The 16,023-nt window shown below is 64.9% G+C and carries 17 protein-coding genes; 8 read left to right on the plus strand and 9 right to left on the minus strand.

The features are described from left to right. Positions 1 to 151: 151 nt before the first annotated feature. From AC24YW_RS18565 to AC24YW_RS18580, 4 genes are read right to left on the minus strand one after another with little or no spacing between them, the layout of a single operon-like run. Positions 152 to 895, minus strand: coding sequence for an HAD family hydrolase (locus tag AC24YW_RS18565; protein ID WP_487484065.1), 744 nt, complete (start codon positions 893 to 895; stop codon positions 152 to 154). After that, positions 892 to 1,779, minus strand: coding sequence for an oxygen-dependent coproporphyrinogen oxidase (gene hemF / locus AC24YW_RS18570; RefSeq protein WP_487484230.1), 888 nt, complete (start codon positions 1,777 to 1,779; stop codon positions 892 to 894). The genes AC24YW_RS18565 and hemF overlap by 4 nt, the downstream gene beginning before the upstream one ends. Before the next feature lie 20 nt (positions 1,780 to 1,799). Continuing rightward, positions 1,800 to 2,432: a 7-carboxy-7-deazaguanine synthase gene (gene queE, locus AC24YW_RS18575; RefSeq protein ID WP_487484066.1), complete on the minus strand. Its 633-nt coding sequence runs from the start codon at positions 2,430 to 2,432 to the stop codon at positions 1,800 to 1,802. 10 nt (positions 2,433 to 2,442) lie between these two features. Then, positions 2,443 to 2,910: a tRNA (cytidine(34)-2'-O)-methyltransferase gene (locus AC24YW_RS18580; RefSeq protein ID WP_487484067.1), complete on the minus strand. Its 468-nt coding sequence runs from the start codon at positions 2,908 to 2,910 to the stop codon at positions 2,443 to 2,445. A 279-nt stretch (positions 2,911 to 3,189) separates the two neighbouring features. On the opposite strand from AC24YW_RS18580, the gene petA reads away from it, so the two are divergent. The 8 genes from petA to AC24YW_RS18620 all read left to right on the plus strand — a co-directional run bounded on the left by petA (position 3,190) and on the right by AC24YW_RS18620 (position 11,190). Then, positions 3,190 to 3,720 carry a ubiquinol-cytochrome c reductase iron-sulfur subunit gene (petA, locus tag AC24YW_RS18585; protein WP_487484068.1) on the plus strand — a complete coding sequence of 177 codons (531 nt, stop codon included), beginning with the start codon at positions 3,190 to 3,192 and terminating at the stop codon, positions 3,718 to 3,720. Between the two features lie 62 nt (positions 3,721 to 3,782). Continuing rightward, positions 3,783 to 5,855, plus strand: a complete 2,073-nt coding sequence (gene fbcH, locus AC24YW_RS18590; RefSeq protein WP_487484069.1) for a cytochrome b/c1 — start codon at positions 3,783 to 3,785, stop codon at positions 5,853 to 5,855. Between the two features lie 259 nt (positions 5,856 to 6,114). Further along, positions 6,115 to 6,789 carry a dienelactone hydrolase family protein gene (locus tag AC24YW_RS18595; protein ID WP_197949347.1) on the plus strand — a complete coding sequence of 225 codons (675 nt, stop codon included), beginning with the start codon at positions 6,115 to 6,117 and terminating at the stop codon, positions 6,787 to 6,789. A 117-nt stretch (positions 6,790 to 6,906) separates the two neighbouring features. Then, positions 6,907 to 7,248, plus strand: a complete 342-nt coding sequence (locus AC24YW_RS18600) for a DMP19 family protein (RefSeq protein WP_487484070.1) — start codon at positions 6,907 to 6,909, stop codon at positions 7,246 to 7,248. 24 nt (positions 7,249 to 7,272) lie between these two features. Then, positions 7,273 to 7,791 carry a hypothetical protein gene (locus AC24YW_RS18605; RefSeq protein ID WP_487484071.1) on the plus strand — a complete coding sequence of 173 codons (519 nt, stop codon included), beginning with the start codon at positions 7,273 to 7,275 and terminating at the stop codon, positions 7,789 to 7,791. Between the two features lie 33 nt (positions 7,792 to 7,824). Next, positions 7,825 to 8,109: a hypothetical protein gene (locus AC24YW_RS18610; RefSeq protein ID WP_487484072.1), complete on the plus strand. Its 285-nt coding sequence runs from the start codon at positions 7,825 to 7,827 to the stop codon at positions 8,107 to 8,109. Positions 8,110 to 8,365: 256 nt separating this feature from the next. Then, entirely contained in the window at positions 8,366 to 10,531 is a 2,166-nt protein-coding gene (locus AC24YW_RS18615; RefSeq protein ID WP_487484073.1) for an anthranilate synthase component I, read from the plus strand. A 119-nt stretch (positions 10,532 to 10,650) separates the two neighbouring features. Then, entirely contained in the window at positions 10,651 to 11,190 is a 540-nt protein-coding gene (locus AC24YW_RS18620) for an adenine phosphoribosyltransferase (RefSeq protein ID WP_018323310.1), read from the plus strand. Between the two features lie 18 nt (positions 11,191 to 11,208). On the opposite strand, the gene AC24YW_RS18625 is transcribed toward AC24YW_RS18620, so the two are convergent. The 5 genes from AC24YW_RS18625 to AC24YW_RS18645 form a co-directional block, all read right to left on the minus strand. Further along, positions 11,209 to 11,877, minus strand: coding sequence for a hypothetical protein (locus tag AC24YW_RS18625; RefSeq protein ID WP_487484074.1), 669 nt, complete (start codon positions 11,875 to 11,877; stop codon positions 11,209 to 11,211). 63 nt (positions 11,878 to 11,940) lie between these two features. Continuing rightward, positions 11,941 to 12,693, minus strand: a complete 753-nt coding sequence (locus AC24YW_RS18630; RefSeq protein ID WP_291630595.1) for a P-loop NTPase family protein — start codon at positions 12,691 to 12,693, stop codon at positions 11,941 to 11,943. Positions 12,694 to 12,901: 208 nt separating this feature from the next. Continuing rightward, a complete protein-coding gene (locus AC24YW_RS18635; RefSeq protein WP_487484075.1) occupies positions 12,902 to 14,116 on the minus strand; it encodes a M48 family metallopeptidase in 1,215 nt (404 codons plus the stop codon). 132 nt (positions 14,117 to 14,248) lie between these two features. Then, positions 14,249 to 14,809, minus strand: a complete 561-nt coding sequence (locus AC24YW_RS18640; protein ID WP_025038150.1) for a LemA family protein — start codon at positions 14,807 to 14,809, stop codon at positions 14,249 to 14,251. 138 nt (positions 14,810 to 14,947) lie between these two features. Then, positions 14,948 to 15,922, minus strand: a complete 975-nt coding sequence (locus tag AC24YW_RS18645) for a small ribosomal subunit Rsm22 family protein (RefSeq protein ID WP_487484076.1) — start codon at positions 15,920 to 15,922, stop codon at positions 14,948 to 14,950. Between the last annotated feature and the right edge of the window lie 101 nt (positions 15,923 to 16,023).

A 16,023-nucleotide genomic window follows, 5' to 3' on the forward strand; every position in this document is an offset into this window, starting at 1 on the left:
CCAGGCTCGTCCACCCCTCGCGACGATGCCATACTACCCCTGTTTTGCCCGACGGATCAGAAATTTTTCGCAAAATCCGTAAGGCGTTGATTTTGCAGCCGCCGGCTACTGTGCATGGGGTTGTTTTCGCAGTTTTGTTTTGGGGCCTCGATCATGCCCGGTCGGGCAGCAGCTCGCCGAGCGAGCGGATGATGCGGTCGGGCTTGACCGTCGATCCCTCGGGCAGGCCCTCGCCATGCACGTCCATCCAGATCGCATAGATGCCGAGGCGTTGCGGCGTCACGACTTCCCATTCAAGATTGTCGCCGATCATCCAGGTGTCCGCAGGCGTGACGCCGAGCGCCTGCATCGCGTGCAGATAGGCGCGCTCCTCGGGCTTGCCGAAGCCGTGCTCGCCTTCGATCTGGATGTGGTCGAAGCGATGCGCCAGCTCGAAGCGCTCGACCTTGGCGCGCTGCATGTCGGCAGCGCCGTTGGTGACCAGCGCAAGCTTGATGCCGAGCGCCTTGAACTGGTCGATCGCCTCGTGCGCGCCGGGAAAGACGAACATCTCCTCCTCGCGATAGGCGGTGAAGCGGTCGGCGAGGCGGATGGCGAGGTCGTCGGGCAGGGCGCGGTGGCCTGCGGCCGCGAGCGCCGCGAAGCCGCCCTTCACCGTCAGGTGCCGCGCCTCGGCGAGCTTCATCCGCCATGCCGGCTCGGCATTGGCCCAGAAGTTCCGCGCGAAGGCCAGCACCGCAGTCGCGACCATCGGCGGCGGCAGCGGGGCGAGCTCTTCGGCAAACTCGGCCGTGATCGTGTTCCAGGCAATCTCGGGCCGGCCATAGGCCGACAGGATGGTGTCGTCCATGTCGATCAGCATGGCGCGGGGCAGCGGCGGCAGCACTGCGTTCATGGCCACTTCACCTCCGGCGGCAGCGACGACAGGATGGAGTCCACGTTGCCGCCCGTCCTCAGCCCGAAGATGGTGCCGCGGTCGTAGAGCAGGTTGAACTCGACGTAGCGGCCGCGGCGGATCAATTGCTCCTCGCGGTCCGCAGCGGTCCAGGCGCTCGCGAAGTTGCGCCGAACGATCTCGGGATAGATCTTCAGGAAGGCGCGGCCGACGTCCTGGGTGAAGGCGAGGTCGGCGTCCCAGTCGCCGCTGTCGTGCCAGTCGTAGAAGATGCCGCCGATGCCGCGCGCCTCTTTCCGGTGCGGCAGGTAGAAATACTCGTCGCACCACTTCTTGTACTTGTCGTAATCGGCAACGCCGCTCGGTTGCGCGCAGGCCTCTCTCATTGCGGCGTGGAAGGCGGTGCTGTCGGGATCGTCCTGCGTCCGCCTGCGCTCCAGCACCGGCGTCAGGTCGGCGCCGCCGCCGAACCAGGCCTTCGTGGTGACGACGAAGCGCGTGTTCATGTGCACGGCGGGAACGTTCGGATTGCGCATGTGCGCGATCAGCGAGATGCCGGAGGCCCAGAATTTTGGATCCTCCGCGGCGCCGGGGATCTGGGCCCGGAATTCGGGTGCGAACTCGCCGTGCACGGTCGAGCAGTGCACGCCGACCTTCTCGAACAGCCGGCCGTGCATCATCGACATCACGCCGCCGCCGCCGGGCGCGCCGGAATGGTCGGCGCGCTGCCAAGGCGTGCGCCGGAAGCGGCCGGCCTCGCCCGGATAGAGGCCTTGCGGGGCCTCGTCCTCGAGCCGCTCGAAGCTCGCGCAGATGTCGTCGCGCAAGCGCTCGAACCAGGCGCGGGCGCGGGACTTGCGGTCTTCGATCGTCGTGACGTCCATCTGCATTCGCACGCCGCGTCCTATCTGATGCCGAGCGATTTGTGGGTCTGCACGCTGAGCCGCCATTGCGGATGGCGCAGGCAATAGTCGATCGCGCGCGCGGTGTTCTCGATGATTTCGGGCCCGTCCATCGGCTGCAGCGAGAAGCGCTCGAAGGCGAGACCCTCGAACGTCTCAGGCGCCGCCAGCGCCTGCGGATAGACCAGCTTCAGCTCGTGGCCCCGCCGCAGGACCAACTCGCTGCCGCCCTTGGGGCTGACGCAGATCCAGTCGAGGCCATCAGGGGCCGCGATCGTGCCGTTAGTCTCGACGCCGATCTCGAAGCCTCTTTCGTGCAGCGCCTCGATCAGCGCGGCGTCGACCTGGAGCAGCGGCTCGCCGCCGGTCAGCACCACATAGCGATTGGCGGCCGCCGCCGTCCATTGCGCGGCGATGGTGTCGGCGAGTTCCGCAGCCGAACCGTAGCGCCCGCCGAGCGTGCCGTCGGTGCCGACGAAATCGGTGTCGCAGAACTTGCAGGTTGCATCCGCGCGGTCGGCCTCCCGCCCGCTCCAGAGGTTGCAGCCGGCAAAGCGGCAGAACACCGACGCGCGCCCGGCATGGGCGCCTTCGCCTTGCAGGGTCAGGAAGATTTCCTTGACCGCGTAACTCAAGCCTCTCTCCTCAATCTGCCAAGCCTTGCGGGTTCCGGATCTGCCGCAGCGCCTCGCCGGCGGCCATGGCCACGCTCATGGCCACATTGAGCGACCGCAGCCCCGCCTTGATCGGGATCACCAGGCGCGCATCGGCGGCCTCGACCACCGCATCGGTGACGCCGGCGCTCTCGCGCCCGAATAGCAGGATGTCCGAGCTCTGGTAATGAAAATCGCGGTAGTCGGTGGCGGCCCTGGTGGTGAACAGCAGCAGCCGGTGACCCTGGCCTGCGCGCCAGTCCTCGAATGCCGTCCAGGAGACGTGGCGGGTCAGCCTGACATGGTCGAGGTAATCCATTCCCGCCCGGCGGAACAGGCGGTCCGAGATGGGAAAGCCCGCCGGTTCGACGATATGGGCATCAAGCCCCAGGCAGGCGCAGAGGCGAAGAATCGTGCCGGTGTTCTGGGGGATGTCAGGCTGGAAAAGCGCGATCTGCATGGGTGGCCGCGAGTTGGCTTGCGGGCGCAAAATGTCTCAATAAAACATCGCCCGCCCGGGAATTCGTGCATGGCACGCTCCCACGCCGTTAGCGGGCTTGCGCTCGCCCGGCAAGGGTGCCAATAGAACGATTCTGGACTGCTGTTTCACCCGTTTAGAGGTGAACAAGCCAAGTTCTGCCGCCGCGGGGGGCCGCGGGCGCCGGCAGCCTTTCCGGGGACCTCTTGGGCGCCCCTCGGAGCGGTTCCACCGGTAGCGCAAGAAGAAAGGGTTGGAATCGTGACGACAGCGTCTTCGGCGGACCATCCGACACGCCGTGATTTCTTATTCGTTGCAACGGGGGCAGCTGCAGCAGTAGGGGGCGCGGCCGCGCTCTGGCCCTTCATCTCCCAAATGAATCCCGATGCCTCGACCATCGCCGCCGGTGCGCCGATCGAGGTCGATCTCAGCCCGATCGCGGAAGGCCAGGACATCAAGGTGTTCTGGCGCGGCAAGCCGATCTACATCAGCCACCGCACCAAGAAGCAGATCGACGAGGCGCGCGCGGTCAACGTCGCGAGCCTGCCGGATCCGCAGACCGACGAGGCCCGGGTCAAGTCCGGCCACGAGCAGTGGCTGGTCGTGATCGGCATCTGCACCCATCTCGGCTGCATCCCGATCGCTCATGAAGGCAGCTACGACGGGTTCTTCTGCCCCTGCCATGGTTCGGTTTACGATACGTCCGGCCGCATCCGCCAGGGCCCTGCGCCCTCGAACCTGCCCGTGCCGCCGTACCAGTTCGTTTCCGACACCAAAATCCAGATCGGCTGAGCTTCGGACCTTAGTCCGAAGCTTCGCGCCGTCTCGTCGTATTATTTCCTCAGGATCGCATCATGAGCGGACCATCCGACTACCAGCCGAGCAATCCGGCCCTGCAATGGATCGAGCGGCGCCTGCCGATCTTTGGTCTCATCCATTCCTCTTTCGTCGCCTATCCCACCCCGCGCAACCTGAACTATTGGTGGACCTTCGGCGCCATTCTCTCCTTCATGCTCGGGATGCAGATCCTGACCGGCGTGATCCTGGCGATGCACTACACGCCGAACGCCGATCTCGCCTTCAAGTCGGTCGAGCTGATCGTCCGCGACGTGAACTACGGCTGGCTGCTGCGCAACATGCACGCGGTCGGCGCCTCGATGTTCTTCGTCGCCGTCTACGTCCACATGTTCCGCGGCCTGTACTACGGGTCGTACAAGGAGCCGCGCGAGGTGCTGTGGATCCTCGGCGTCATCATCTACCTCCTGATGATGGCGACCGGCTTCATGGGCTACGTGCTGCCCTGGGGCCAGATGAGCTTCTGGGGCGCCACCGTCATCACCAACCTGTTCTCGGCCGTTCCCTATGTCGGCGAGAGCATCGTGACGCTGCTGTGGGGCGGCTATGCGGTCGGCAACCCGACGCTGAACCGCTTCTTCTCGCTGCACTATCTCTTGCCGTTCGTGATCGCCGGCGTCGTCGTGCTCCACGTCTGGGCGCTGCACGTCGCCGGCCAGAACAATCCTGATGGCGTCGAGCCGAAGACGGAAAAGGACACGGTGCCGTTCACGCCGCACGCGACCATAAAGGACATGTTCGGCGTCACCTGCTTCATGCTGCTGTATGCCTGGTTCATCTTTTACATGCCGAACTATCTCGGCGACGCCGACAATTACATTCCGGCGAACCCGGGCGTGACGCCGCCGCACATCGTGCCGGAATGGTATTACCTGCCGTTCTACGCGATCCTGCGCTCGATCCCGGACAAGCTCGCGGGCGTCATCGCGATGTTCGGCGCGATCATCATCCTGTGCTTCCTGCCCTGGCTCGACAGCGCGAAGACCAGGTCGTCGAAGTACCGTCCGCTGGCCAAGCAGTTCTTCTGGATCTTCGTCGCGGTCTGCATCCTGCTCGGCTATCTCGGGGCACAGCCGCCGGAGGGCATCTACGTCATTGCCGGCCGGATCCTGACGTTCTGCTACTTCGCTTACTTCCTGATCGTGCTGCCGCTGCTCGCACGCATCGAGAAGCCGCGGCCGGTGCCGAACTCGATCTCGGATGCGGTGCTGGCCAAGACCGGGAGCAGGTCGACACCGATGGTTTCGACCGCGATCGTGCTGGCACTCGCCGCTTCGCTGTTCGCGGGCTCGATGGACAGCGCGAAGGCGGCTGAGGGCGGCGACAAGCCGCCGGGCAACAAATGGTCGTTCTCGGGCCCTTTCGGTAAGTTCGACCGCGGCGCGCTGCAGCGCGGCCTCAAGGTCTACAAGGAGGTCTGCGCCAGTTGCCACGGCCTGTCCTACGTCGCCTTCCGCAACCTCGCCGAGCCCGGCGGGCCCGGCTATTCGGTGGCGCAGGCCGCTGCCTTTGCATCCGAGTACAAGGTCAAGGACGGCCCGAACGATGCAGGGGACATGTTCGAGCGGCCGGGCCGGCCGGCGGACTATTTCCCCTCGCCATTCCCGAACGAGCAGGCCGCGCGTGCCGCGAACGGCGGTGCGGCGCCGCCGGACCTGTCGCTGATTACCAAGGCGCGCTCCTACAAGCGCGGCTTCCCCTGGTTCATCTTCGACGTCTTCACCCAGTACCAGGAGCAGGGGCCTGACTATGTCACCGCATTGCTCCAGGGCTATGAGGAGAAGGTGCCGGAGGGCGTCACCATTCCGGAGGGCTCCTACTACAACAAGTACTTCCCCGGTCACGCCATCAAGATGCCGAAACCGCTGAGCGACGGTCAGGTGACCTACGACGACGGTGCGCCGGCCACGGTCGCGCAGTATTCCAAGGACGTCACCACCTTCCTGATGTGGACCGCCGAGCCGCACATGGAAGCGCGCAAGCGCCTCGGCGCCCAGGTCTTCGCGTTCCTGATCGTCTTCGCGGGCCTGATGTACTTCACCAAGAAGAAGGTCTGGGCCGACTCGCACTGAGCGGTGAAAGACGAGAAATGCAAAAGCCCCCCGCAAGGGGGCTTTTTTGTTGGCTGTCATTCCGGGGCGCGCGATAGCGCGAGCTATGGTGCGCAATTGCGCACCTGAGAATCCATTGCGTGGCAGAGACGGTGATGAATGGATTCCGGGCTCGATGCTGACGCATCGCCCCGGAATGACGAGAGTGTGGATTGCGCCGCCCGCTCTCACCCGCCAAAATGCCGCCAACCGATCCCCCAGAAACTCACCGGAGGACACCATGGGAACCAGCATCACCTTCAAGCGCCCGGACGGTAAGGACGCCTCGGGCTATCTTGCCAATGCCGCACGCGGCAATGCGCCGGGCGTGGTCGTGATCCAGGAATGGTGGGGCCTGTCGGATCAGATCAAGGGCCTGTGCGACCGCTTCGCGCTCGCCGGCTTCGATGCGCTGGCGCCCGACCTCTACAAGGGCAAGGTGGTGCCGTATCACGACACGGACAGCGCCAACAAGGAGATGAACTCGCTCGATTTCATGGACGCCACCACGCAGACCGTGCGCGGCGCCGCGCAATATCTGTCGCGCAACGGTGCCAAGGTCGGGCTGACCGGCTTCTGCCTCGGCGGCGCCGTCACCATCATCGGCGCGACCAAAATCCCGGAGCTCGCGGCTGGCGTCGTGTTCTACGGCATTCCGCCCGAGCAGGCGGCCAAGCCCGCCGACGTCAAGATCCCGCTCCAGGCCCATTTCGCCAACAAGGACGATTGGTGCACGCCGGAGCTGGTGGGCGGCTTCGAAAAGGCCATGAAGGCCGCCGGCAAGTCGCTGGAGCTGTTCCGCTATGACGCCGAGCACGCCTTCGTCAACGAGCAGCGCCAGGCCGTGCACGACCGCGAAGCCGCCGAGCTCGCCTGGGGCCGGGCGACCGAGTTTTTCCGGAAGCATCTGGGGTAGCACTAGCGGTAGTGCGCGGGTTGATCTGCGCACGTGTTGCATCGCCATTGATAACGGCTCGCTGCAATCATAGGCTGCAGCCGTGTAGCGCTTCGCTACGCGACTGTGGAGGGGGTGATGATTGTGGATGGTCGGTTGACGACGGTTGTTTTGCCTCGCGAGCGGCTGGAGGCGGCCCAGGACCCTGAGAAGGCCGAATGTCTAACCCACGCGGTGGTCGACTACGTCAACCAAATGCAACGCGTCGGTGTGTACTCCGGACGTGAACTGCCCGCTGTGGCCATGCAGGCCTATCACGCCGACTACTATCTGGCTCAGGTCAACAACGGCGGTCACAGCCAGTTCATCGGTAACACGGGCGTTTCGATGCTTCCCACGACGCCTGGCGATGCGCTCGCCGGACTCGAAGCGATGGGAGCGAGCGCGCAACATCGTATATTGCAGGAAATGATCGCTTGAGTACGGGATAATCCCCAAGAGAGCGTGCAGCAGAATGGCTTCGAGAAACGAGCCTCGGCGCTCGATGCGCTTGATCGTCGCTTCTATGAAGCAGAAGGACAGCAACCAATGACACAACTTGCGGCCCGATGGATCGCAAGCTGGCCTGAATTGCATGCTGTCGCGCAGGAACAGTACGCCTCCGAAATCGAACGGCTTGCGCAACTTAATCCACATCTGTCGCAACGTCGGATCTGGCTGAGCGTTCGCCACATCAGCTACCAGATCACTGACCGCCTGCAGCTCACGATCGCCGCCGCGTGCGGGGCGGTGAGGCCTGACCCGGAGCTCAAGCTTCAGGTGTTCGCGGGAAGCAATATGGATGCTGAAGGGGCGCAGGGCATTGCCATTGGCGTCAAGACCGACAAGGGTTCGCGCCTGTGCGTCTACGAGCGGGCGGGTGGAGAATTTTACGAATTCGGCCCGGGGAGCCAGAGCCCGAAGCCGTCGGACATGCATGAAGTATTGAAGAGCTTTCCGCCCACACTGGTGGGCGCGCGTTAGTCGACTGTAGGCGCTGACACGATCCGGAATTTCTTGAGAATTGCCGAGCAAAATCTGGCGGCCGAAGCGATCGACCTCCTGTTGCGAAAGTTGGATCTGGATCCGGCCGCGATGATCACGGCGCTGCGCGTGAGCGACGATCGTGCCACATGGTGTGCGGTCACAGGAAAGACAGGTGTCATGGTTGAAACCTTGGCTGACCGTGGCAATGTCGTCGAACCCGACGGTGAACTTCTGCTCACGGTAACGCGAGCCGAGATTGAGCGTCATGCCGCGGACGCGGCCATAGGACGCGACAGCCTGCAGATGCGGGCTTAAAGCGGCTGAGACCTGGCCGTCCGCCATTTTGGCGATTGAAGCCGCCCCGGCCGCCCTTGACGCCGCCGCCGGGCCATGGTGAGTATCCGCCCATGAGCACCGCCGTCCGCCCAGCCCGTCTTTGGTGGCGCACCTCCTGACGAGGTGGCCGGTGCGATTTCTTTTCCCAAAATCGTCGAAGGTCGCCCACGCAGTGCGGCGGCCTGATCGTTTGTCCTGTGTGGCGTTCCCTCGGCAAGTTTCGTAAGAGGACGACATGAACAGGACCGTCTTTGCCCTTCCGGCCCGTAGCGACTATGTGACCCGCGCGGGTCTGGCGATCACGCGCGTGGCCGAGCAATTCACCGGCGGCGCCAGCCGGCTCGACGATCTCGTCAGCCTGCTCGACCGCCGCCGCGGCGTGGTGCTGTCCTCGGGCACCACCGTGCCCGGTCGCTACGAGAGCTTCGACCTCGGCTTCTCCGATCCGCCGCTCAAGCTCGAGACGGTGGGCGTCAATTTCAGGCTGGAAGCGCTGAACGCGCGCGGAGAGGTGCTGATCGCCTTCCTCGGCGACGTGCTGCGTGAGCCCTGCGTCGTCATCTCCGAGAAGACGGCAACGCGCCTTGCCGGCCACATCATCCGCGGCGATGCCCCGGTCGAGGAGGACCAGCGCACCCGGCGCGCCAGCGTGATGTCGCTGGTGCGCGATCTCGTCGCCGCCTTCTCCGCCAATGACGACGGCCTGCTCGGCCTGTTCGGCGCCTTCGCCTACGACCTCGTGTTCCAGATCGAGGACCTCGTGCAGAAACGCCCGCGCGAGGCCGACCAGCGCGATATCGTGCTCTACGTGCCCGATCGCCTGCTGGCCTATGATCGCGCCACCGGCCGCGGCGTGGTGCTCTCTTATGATTTCGCCTGGAACGGCAAATCCACCGAAGGCCGACCGCGCGAGACCGCCGACAGCCTCTATCAGAAGACGCCGCGCCAGGGCTTTGCCGATCACGCGCCGGGCGAATATCAGGCCACGGTCGAGACCGCGCGCGCGGCCTTCGCCCGTGGCGATCTGTTCGAGGCGGTGCCCGGCCAGCTGTTCGCCGAGCCCTGCGACCGCTCGCCGGCCGAAGTGTTTCAGCGCCTCTGCGTCATCAACCCATCGCCCTATGGTGCGCTGATGAATCTCGGCGAGGGCGAATTCCTGGTCTCGGCTTCGCCCGAAATGTTCGTGCGCTCGGACGGCCGCCGCGTCGAGACCTGCCCGATCTCGGGCACGATCGCGCGCGGCAGGGATGCGATCGGCGATGCCGAGCAGATCCGCCAGCTCCTGAACTCGGAGAAGGACGAGTTCGAGCTCAACATGTGCACCGACGTCGACCGCAACGACAAGGCGCGCGTCTGCGTGCCCGGCACGATCAAGGTGCTGGCGCGCCGCCAGATCGAGACCTACTCAAAACTGTTCCACACCGTCGATCATGTCGAAGGCATGCTGCGCCCCGGCTTCGACGCGCTGGATGCCTTCCTCACCCACGCCTGGGCCGTCACCGTGACAGGCGCGCCGAAGCTGTGGGCGATGCAGTTCGTCGAGGATCACGAGCGCTCGCCGCGGCGCTGGTATGCCGGTGCGATCGGCGCGGTGAATTTCGACGGCAGCATCAACACCGGCCTCACCATCCGCACCATCCGCATGAAGGACGGTCTCGCCGAAGTGCGCGTCGGCGCCACCTGCCTGTTCGATTCCGACCCCGCCGCAGAAGACCGCGAGTGCCAGGTCAAGGCCGCCGCGCTGTTCCAGGCGCTGCGCGGCGATCCACCGAAGCCGCTCTCGACCTTTGCACCCGATGCCACCGGCTCGGGCAAGCAGGTGCTGCTGATCGACCACGACGACAGCTTCGTGCACATGCTCGCCGACTATTTCCGCCAGGTCGGCGCCAGCGTCACCGTGGTCCGCTATGTGCATGCGCTCGACATGCTGGAGCGGAAGAGGTGGGATTTGCTGGTGTTGTCGCCGGGCCCCGGGCGCCCTGAGGATTTTGGGATCAAGAAGACCATCGATGCGGCGCTGGAGAAGAAGCTGCCGGTGTTCGGCGTCTGCCTCGGCGTGCAGGCGATCGGGGAGTATTTCGGCGGCGAGCTCGGCCAGCTCACCCATCCCGCCCACGGCCGGCCCTCGCGGGTGCAGGTCCGCGGTGGCCGGCTGATGCGCAACCTGCCGAACGAGATCGTCATCGGCCGCTATCACTCGCTCTATGTCGAGCGCGACAGCATGCCGGAGGTGCTCAGCGTCACCGCCAGCACCGAGGACGGCGTCGCCATGGCGCTGGAGCACAAGACCCTGCCGGTCGCCGGCGTTCAATTCCATCCGGAATCGCTGATGTCGCTCGGCGGCGAGGTGGGGCTACGTATTGTCGAAAATGCGTTCCGGCTGGATGCTGGGGCGATTTGAGTGCAGGATATTTCACCTCGTCATTCCGGGATGGTGCGCCAGCACCAGACCCGGAATCTCGAGATTCCGGGTTCGATGCTGACGCATCGCCCCGGAATGACAACTGAGATGAGAACCGAATGACCTTTGACCACGACATCAAGGCGAGCGTCCGTACCATCCCGGATTATCCCAAGCCCGGGATCATGTTCCGCGACATCACCACCTTGCTCGCGGATGCGCGCGCGTTCCGCCGCGCCGTCGACGAGCTCGTCAATCCCTGGGCCGGCAACAAGATCGACAAGGTCGCCGGCATGGAGGCGCGCGGCTTCATCATCGGCGGCGCCGTGGCGCATCAGCTCTCGGCCGGGTTCGTGCCGATCCGCAAGAAGGGCAAGCTGCCGCACACCACCGTGCGCATCGCCTATTCGCTCGAATACGGCATCGACGAGATGGAGATGCATGTCGACGCGATTCAGCCCGGCGAGCGCGTGATCCTGGTCGACGACCTCATCGCCACCGGTGGCACCGCGGAAGGCGCGGTGAAGCTGCTGCGCCAGATCGGCGCCAACGTCGTCGCCGCCTGTTTCATCATCGACCTGCCCGAGCTCGGCGGCGCCGCCAAGCTGCGCGCCATGGACGTGCCGGTGCGCACGCTGATGACGTTCGAGGGGCATTGAGCGTTCTGGTCGATTCGCCTACGACCGCTGCAGGATCAGGCTGAGCTCGAGCTCCCGGAACGCGATGTAATTGCGCCGCGTCCATTGGTGGAGTTCGGTTGACGAATCCTTCTCCTGGCGCAAATAGCCGGTGAAGGAGAAACTCAGCCGGTCGATATAGGTCTTCAGGAAGCCCGGCAGCGCGGGCAGGCGGAACAGCCGGCCGCCTCCCATCGCGGCGGGCAGCTCGCCGCGGACGACATATTCGTTGTCCACCGTGACCAGGTTCATCCGCGGGATCTGCCCGCGCAGCATCTCGTGGGCGCGGGCCGAGACGCGGTCGGTGTCGGCGACGAACAGGATCATCGGCGCCACATGCCGGCGCGCCGCCTCCTTCAAGAGGCCGATCTCCTCGGTCATCTTGAAGAACTCGTCGAAGGCGTGGAAGCCGAGGTCGATCACCTTGGCAACACCGTCATCGACGATGACGCGGTCCATCAGCTGCATCTTGCCGAAGGTATCGATCACGTCGGCGGTCTCGGTCACCTTCGGCAGGTAATCGAGCAGCGACGGCTCTTTCAGGTTGACGTCGAAGGCCGCGACGTTGCCGTTCTTGAGCAGCAGGAATTCCGTCAGCAGCCGCGCCAGCAAGGTCTTGCCGACCTGCGGGCGAGGCGAGCAGATGATGTAGACGGGCGTTGCGGGCATCGACAGCTATTATCTGGGCCAAGTCACCGCCCCAATCCAGCCGTATCAGTCCGGCTTGCGCAACTATTTTTCGCTGTTGCGGGTCACCGGCTTCGAACCGACGATGTCGGTCAGGCGGATGCGGTCGAACTCGCTCCAGACATTGGCGAGCCAATGCCGGACATAGCCGCGCAGCACGAAGGAATAGTTCGCGGCCTCGTCGTTGATGCCCTTGTTGGCGACGAATTTCAGGAACGGGACGGAGGACACCTCGACCTGCTCATAGGCCATCTCGTTGAGCTTGGGGATGGTCAGCTCGGTCGCGTCCTTGATGCGGTGGAAGTAGGAATTATAGGTCGCCTGGTCCCACTGGAAGAACTGGGTGTCGTTGATGAAGTTCTTCACCAGGAAATATTTTGCGCCGCCCATGAAGCCCGCGGTCTCGGCGATCTCCTCCAGCGAGGCGATCGAGGGTCCGAGGATGTGGAACACGGCGAAGGTGATCTGGCCGGCCTTGGCGGCGTCGAGGAAGCCGATGTCCCGGAGCGAGGCCAGCGCCGGCGAGAGCAGGCCGGCGCGGACGTCGATCACGGTAACCGAAGGGCTGACAGCGTTGAGCGTGTCGAAGATCTTCATCTGGTCCGACGTCGTCGTCATGTCGACGATCTCGGTGATATCAGGGTGGAAGCGTTTCAGGGTTCCGCGCGGCGACTCCGTGTCGAACGCCCGCGTCGGCACGTTGTTGGCCGAGAAATAATCGAGCAGGGTGCGCGATACCGTGGTCTTGCCGACCCCGCCCTTGTCCGCGCCCACCACAACCACTGCCGGCTTTGCCATTGCTGTCCCCTAACGCGCGCCCCCGATCGCGAGGTCGCAATCGGCCGGGCCCCAAATCGATGTCCCAAAGGACGTCCCGAGTCTGCTGTTGGGCGCGAACATGGCAGAAACAAGGGAGAATTCAATTCCTTGCGCGCCACTTGCGGCAATTCCCGAGGATTTTCCCGATTGCCGGGAAATCCGCCACATGAAGCGGCAAATCACGCCGTTAGTGGCGGCCCCACGGTCCCATTGGATTGGCTGCCGGGGCTCCTGAAGGGCTGGGCGCGGGAACGGGCGGCGGATTGGCGGCACCGGCCGCATCGCTCCACGGCCCCTGCGAGAGCGGCGGCGTCCCGCCCTGCGCGTCGGCCTGTTCGGTCTCGGGCTGTTCCGTCTCTTCGGCGGGATCCGGCAGCGGACCGGGATCGCGGCCGCCGGCGAACTTGACCAGCGCGTCGACCCGGGACTGCACGGAAGGATGGGTTGCGAACAGATCGGCAAAGCCCTCGCGCGGATTGTCGACGCAGAGCTCCATCACCGCCGAGGTGGCGCCCGGCAGCTCGCCGCGGCCCTCGATCTTGCGCAGGGCCGAGATCATCGCGTCGGGATCTTTCGTCAGCTCGACCGAGCCGGCATCGGCGAGATATTCGCGCGACCGCGACAGCGCGAGCTTCACCACCTGCGACAGCAGCCAGGCCAGCACGATCAGCACGATCGCGATGATGATGACGATGATCGCGCCGCCCCCGGAGCTCTTGCTGTCGCTCGACGACGAGGACGACCGCGACGACGAGGACGAGCCTGATGACCACGAGCCGCCGGAGCTCGAGCTCCAGTTGAGATTCGTGAACAGACGGAAGAACAATTCGCCGAAGAAGCCGACCACGCCGGCGATGATGACGGCAACCACCATGAGCTGCACGTCGCCGTTCTTGATGTGGGTCAGCTCGTGGCCGAGCACCGCCTCGATCTCCTTGTCGTTGAGCGCATCGAGGAGGCCGGTGGTGACGGTGATGGAATATTGCCTGGGATTGAGGCCGGTCGCGAATGCGTTCAGCGCTGGGCTCTCCATGATCTTCAGCTTCGGCATGGTGAGGCCGCGCGAGATGCAGAGGTTCTCGAGCAGATTGTAGAGCCGCGGCTGTTCCTGCCGAAAAACGTCGTGGCCGCCGGTCACGGCGTCGATCATCGACTGGTGGAAGAAATAGGCGATCACGATCCAGGCGATCGCCGCAACGGTCGCAAACGGTGCAGCCTTGAGGAGGTCGGAGAAGGCGCGGCTCAGGTAGTAGGCGACGGTCCCATTGCCGTTGATGACGACCTCGGCCACCAGCGCGCCGGCATAGACCAGCACATAGACCAGCGCGAACAGGCCGGCGAGCAGCAGCATCGAACGAAACTTGTTCGAGGCGATGTGCGTGTAGAGACCATACGCGGCCATGGCTGCTTCCGTTTCCCTGTCATTCCGGGGCGATGCGATAGCATCGAACCCGGAATCCCGAGCTTTGTTGCTCGATCGAGATTCCGGGTTCGCGTCTGCGACGCGCCCCGAAATGACGAAGGTGAGATAACGTCAGAACTTCACCTGCGGCACGGTCTCGACCTCGGTGCGGCTGGCGCCGAGATCGAAGAAGTCCTTTTTGGTGAAGCCGAACATGCCGGCGAACAGGGCTGCGGGAAGCTGCTGGATGCCGGTATTGTATTCCTGCACCGCATTGTTGAAGAAGCGGCGGCTCGCCGCGATCTTGTTTTCGAGGTCGGAGAGCTCGGACGCGAGCTGCTGGAAATTGGCGTTGGCCTTGAGGTCGGGATAGGCCTCCGACAGCGCGATCAGCCGGCCGAGCGCGCCGGAGAGCTGGGTCTCCGCCGCGGACACCTGCGCCGGGCCCTGCGCCGACATCGCCGAATTGCGCGCTTTGATGACGTCGTCGAGCGTGCCGCGCTCGTGCGAGGCGTAGCCCTTCACCGTCTCGACCAGGTTCGGGATCAGGTCGTGACGCTGCTTGAGCTGCACGTCGATGTCGGCAAAGGCCTGGCCGACACGTTGGCTCAGCGCTACCAGGCGGTTGTAGGCGCTGAAGGCGAACAGCGCGAGGACGACGATGACGCCGAGAACGATCCAGCCGGTCGACATGGAGAACTCCTGAAGAGGGAAGAAGGCGGGCGCCAGGGTAGACCAAATCGGCGCGGAACGAGAGCCCGCCGCGGAGGGGAGGTAGGATTTGGTCGGATGAGGCGCCATCGGAGTTCAAGGCGAAAGCCCTGAACGAGGTTAACGTTCGGCAACGACCGCGTCGCCCCAGCGCCAGCGCCGCGCACTCGCATAGGCGGCCTTATCGCGCCGTGGGACCTTCGTCAGCGCGACACCGTTCCCGGTGCAGAGCTTCACCGTGATCTCGGCCTTACTTATGTCCGGCGGCGCCAGTATGCGCGCGGCACGCGCGGGTGGTGTCCGGGTCAGGGCGACATAGATGAAGCGCTCGTCCTCGAACGGCACCTCGGCGCCTTTGATCTGGCGGTGCGCCTGCGAGCGCGGTAGGCGCTGGGAAAAATGGCACCAGTCGGGCGCGATGAGCGGGCATGGCCTTTCGTGCGGGCAGGGCGCAGCGACGAAGGCGCCGGCTTTGATCAGCTGCTGCCGCAGGGCGAGGATGCGGGCATAGCCGGCGGGCGTGCCGGGCTCGATCACCACCAGCGCGTGGCGCGCCCTGGCCCACATCGCCTCGGCCAGCTTGCGCTGATCACCCGCGCTGAGCTCGCCGATGACGTAGCTGGCGAGGACGAGATCGGCCTGTGAGACCTCGGCGAGATTGCCGCCGGCATCGCCGGGCAGATAACGGCACTGCGCCAATCGCGAGCTGCCGTGTGCCAGTTCGAGCGCGAGCCGGCTCAGCGCGGCATTGGCGTCGAGCAGCGTGAAATCCTGCAGCGACGGAAAGGCTTCGGCGGCCGCCCAGCTGGCGGTGCCCGGGCCGGCGCCGACGTCGAGCAACGTTTCGGGGGCGAGATCGGGCGCGGTCTCGGTCAGTGCATTGAGGCTGGCCGCCACCGCCGCGTAGGTCGCAGGCATGCGCGCCAGCGCATAAGCGAGCGCATCGGCTTCGGACTTGATCGTGCCGGAGGTGCCGCCGGCCCGATACGTAGTCGAGATCTTTTGCGAGCGCTGGGCCGCGTCGCTGCGGGAGAACCCCTGCAGCTTGCCGTCGAGAGCGGCTTTCAGTTCGGCGGGGAGGGTGGGGGGAATCATGTTGGCCCACCGTCATTCCGGGGCGATGCGTAGCATCGAACCCGGAATCCATTGCGCAGCAGAGTCGGTCGAGGAATGGATTCCGGGTTCTCGCTGCGCGA

It is taken from the genome of Bradyrhizobium sp. USDA3516 (genome assembly GCF_057651995.1).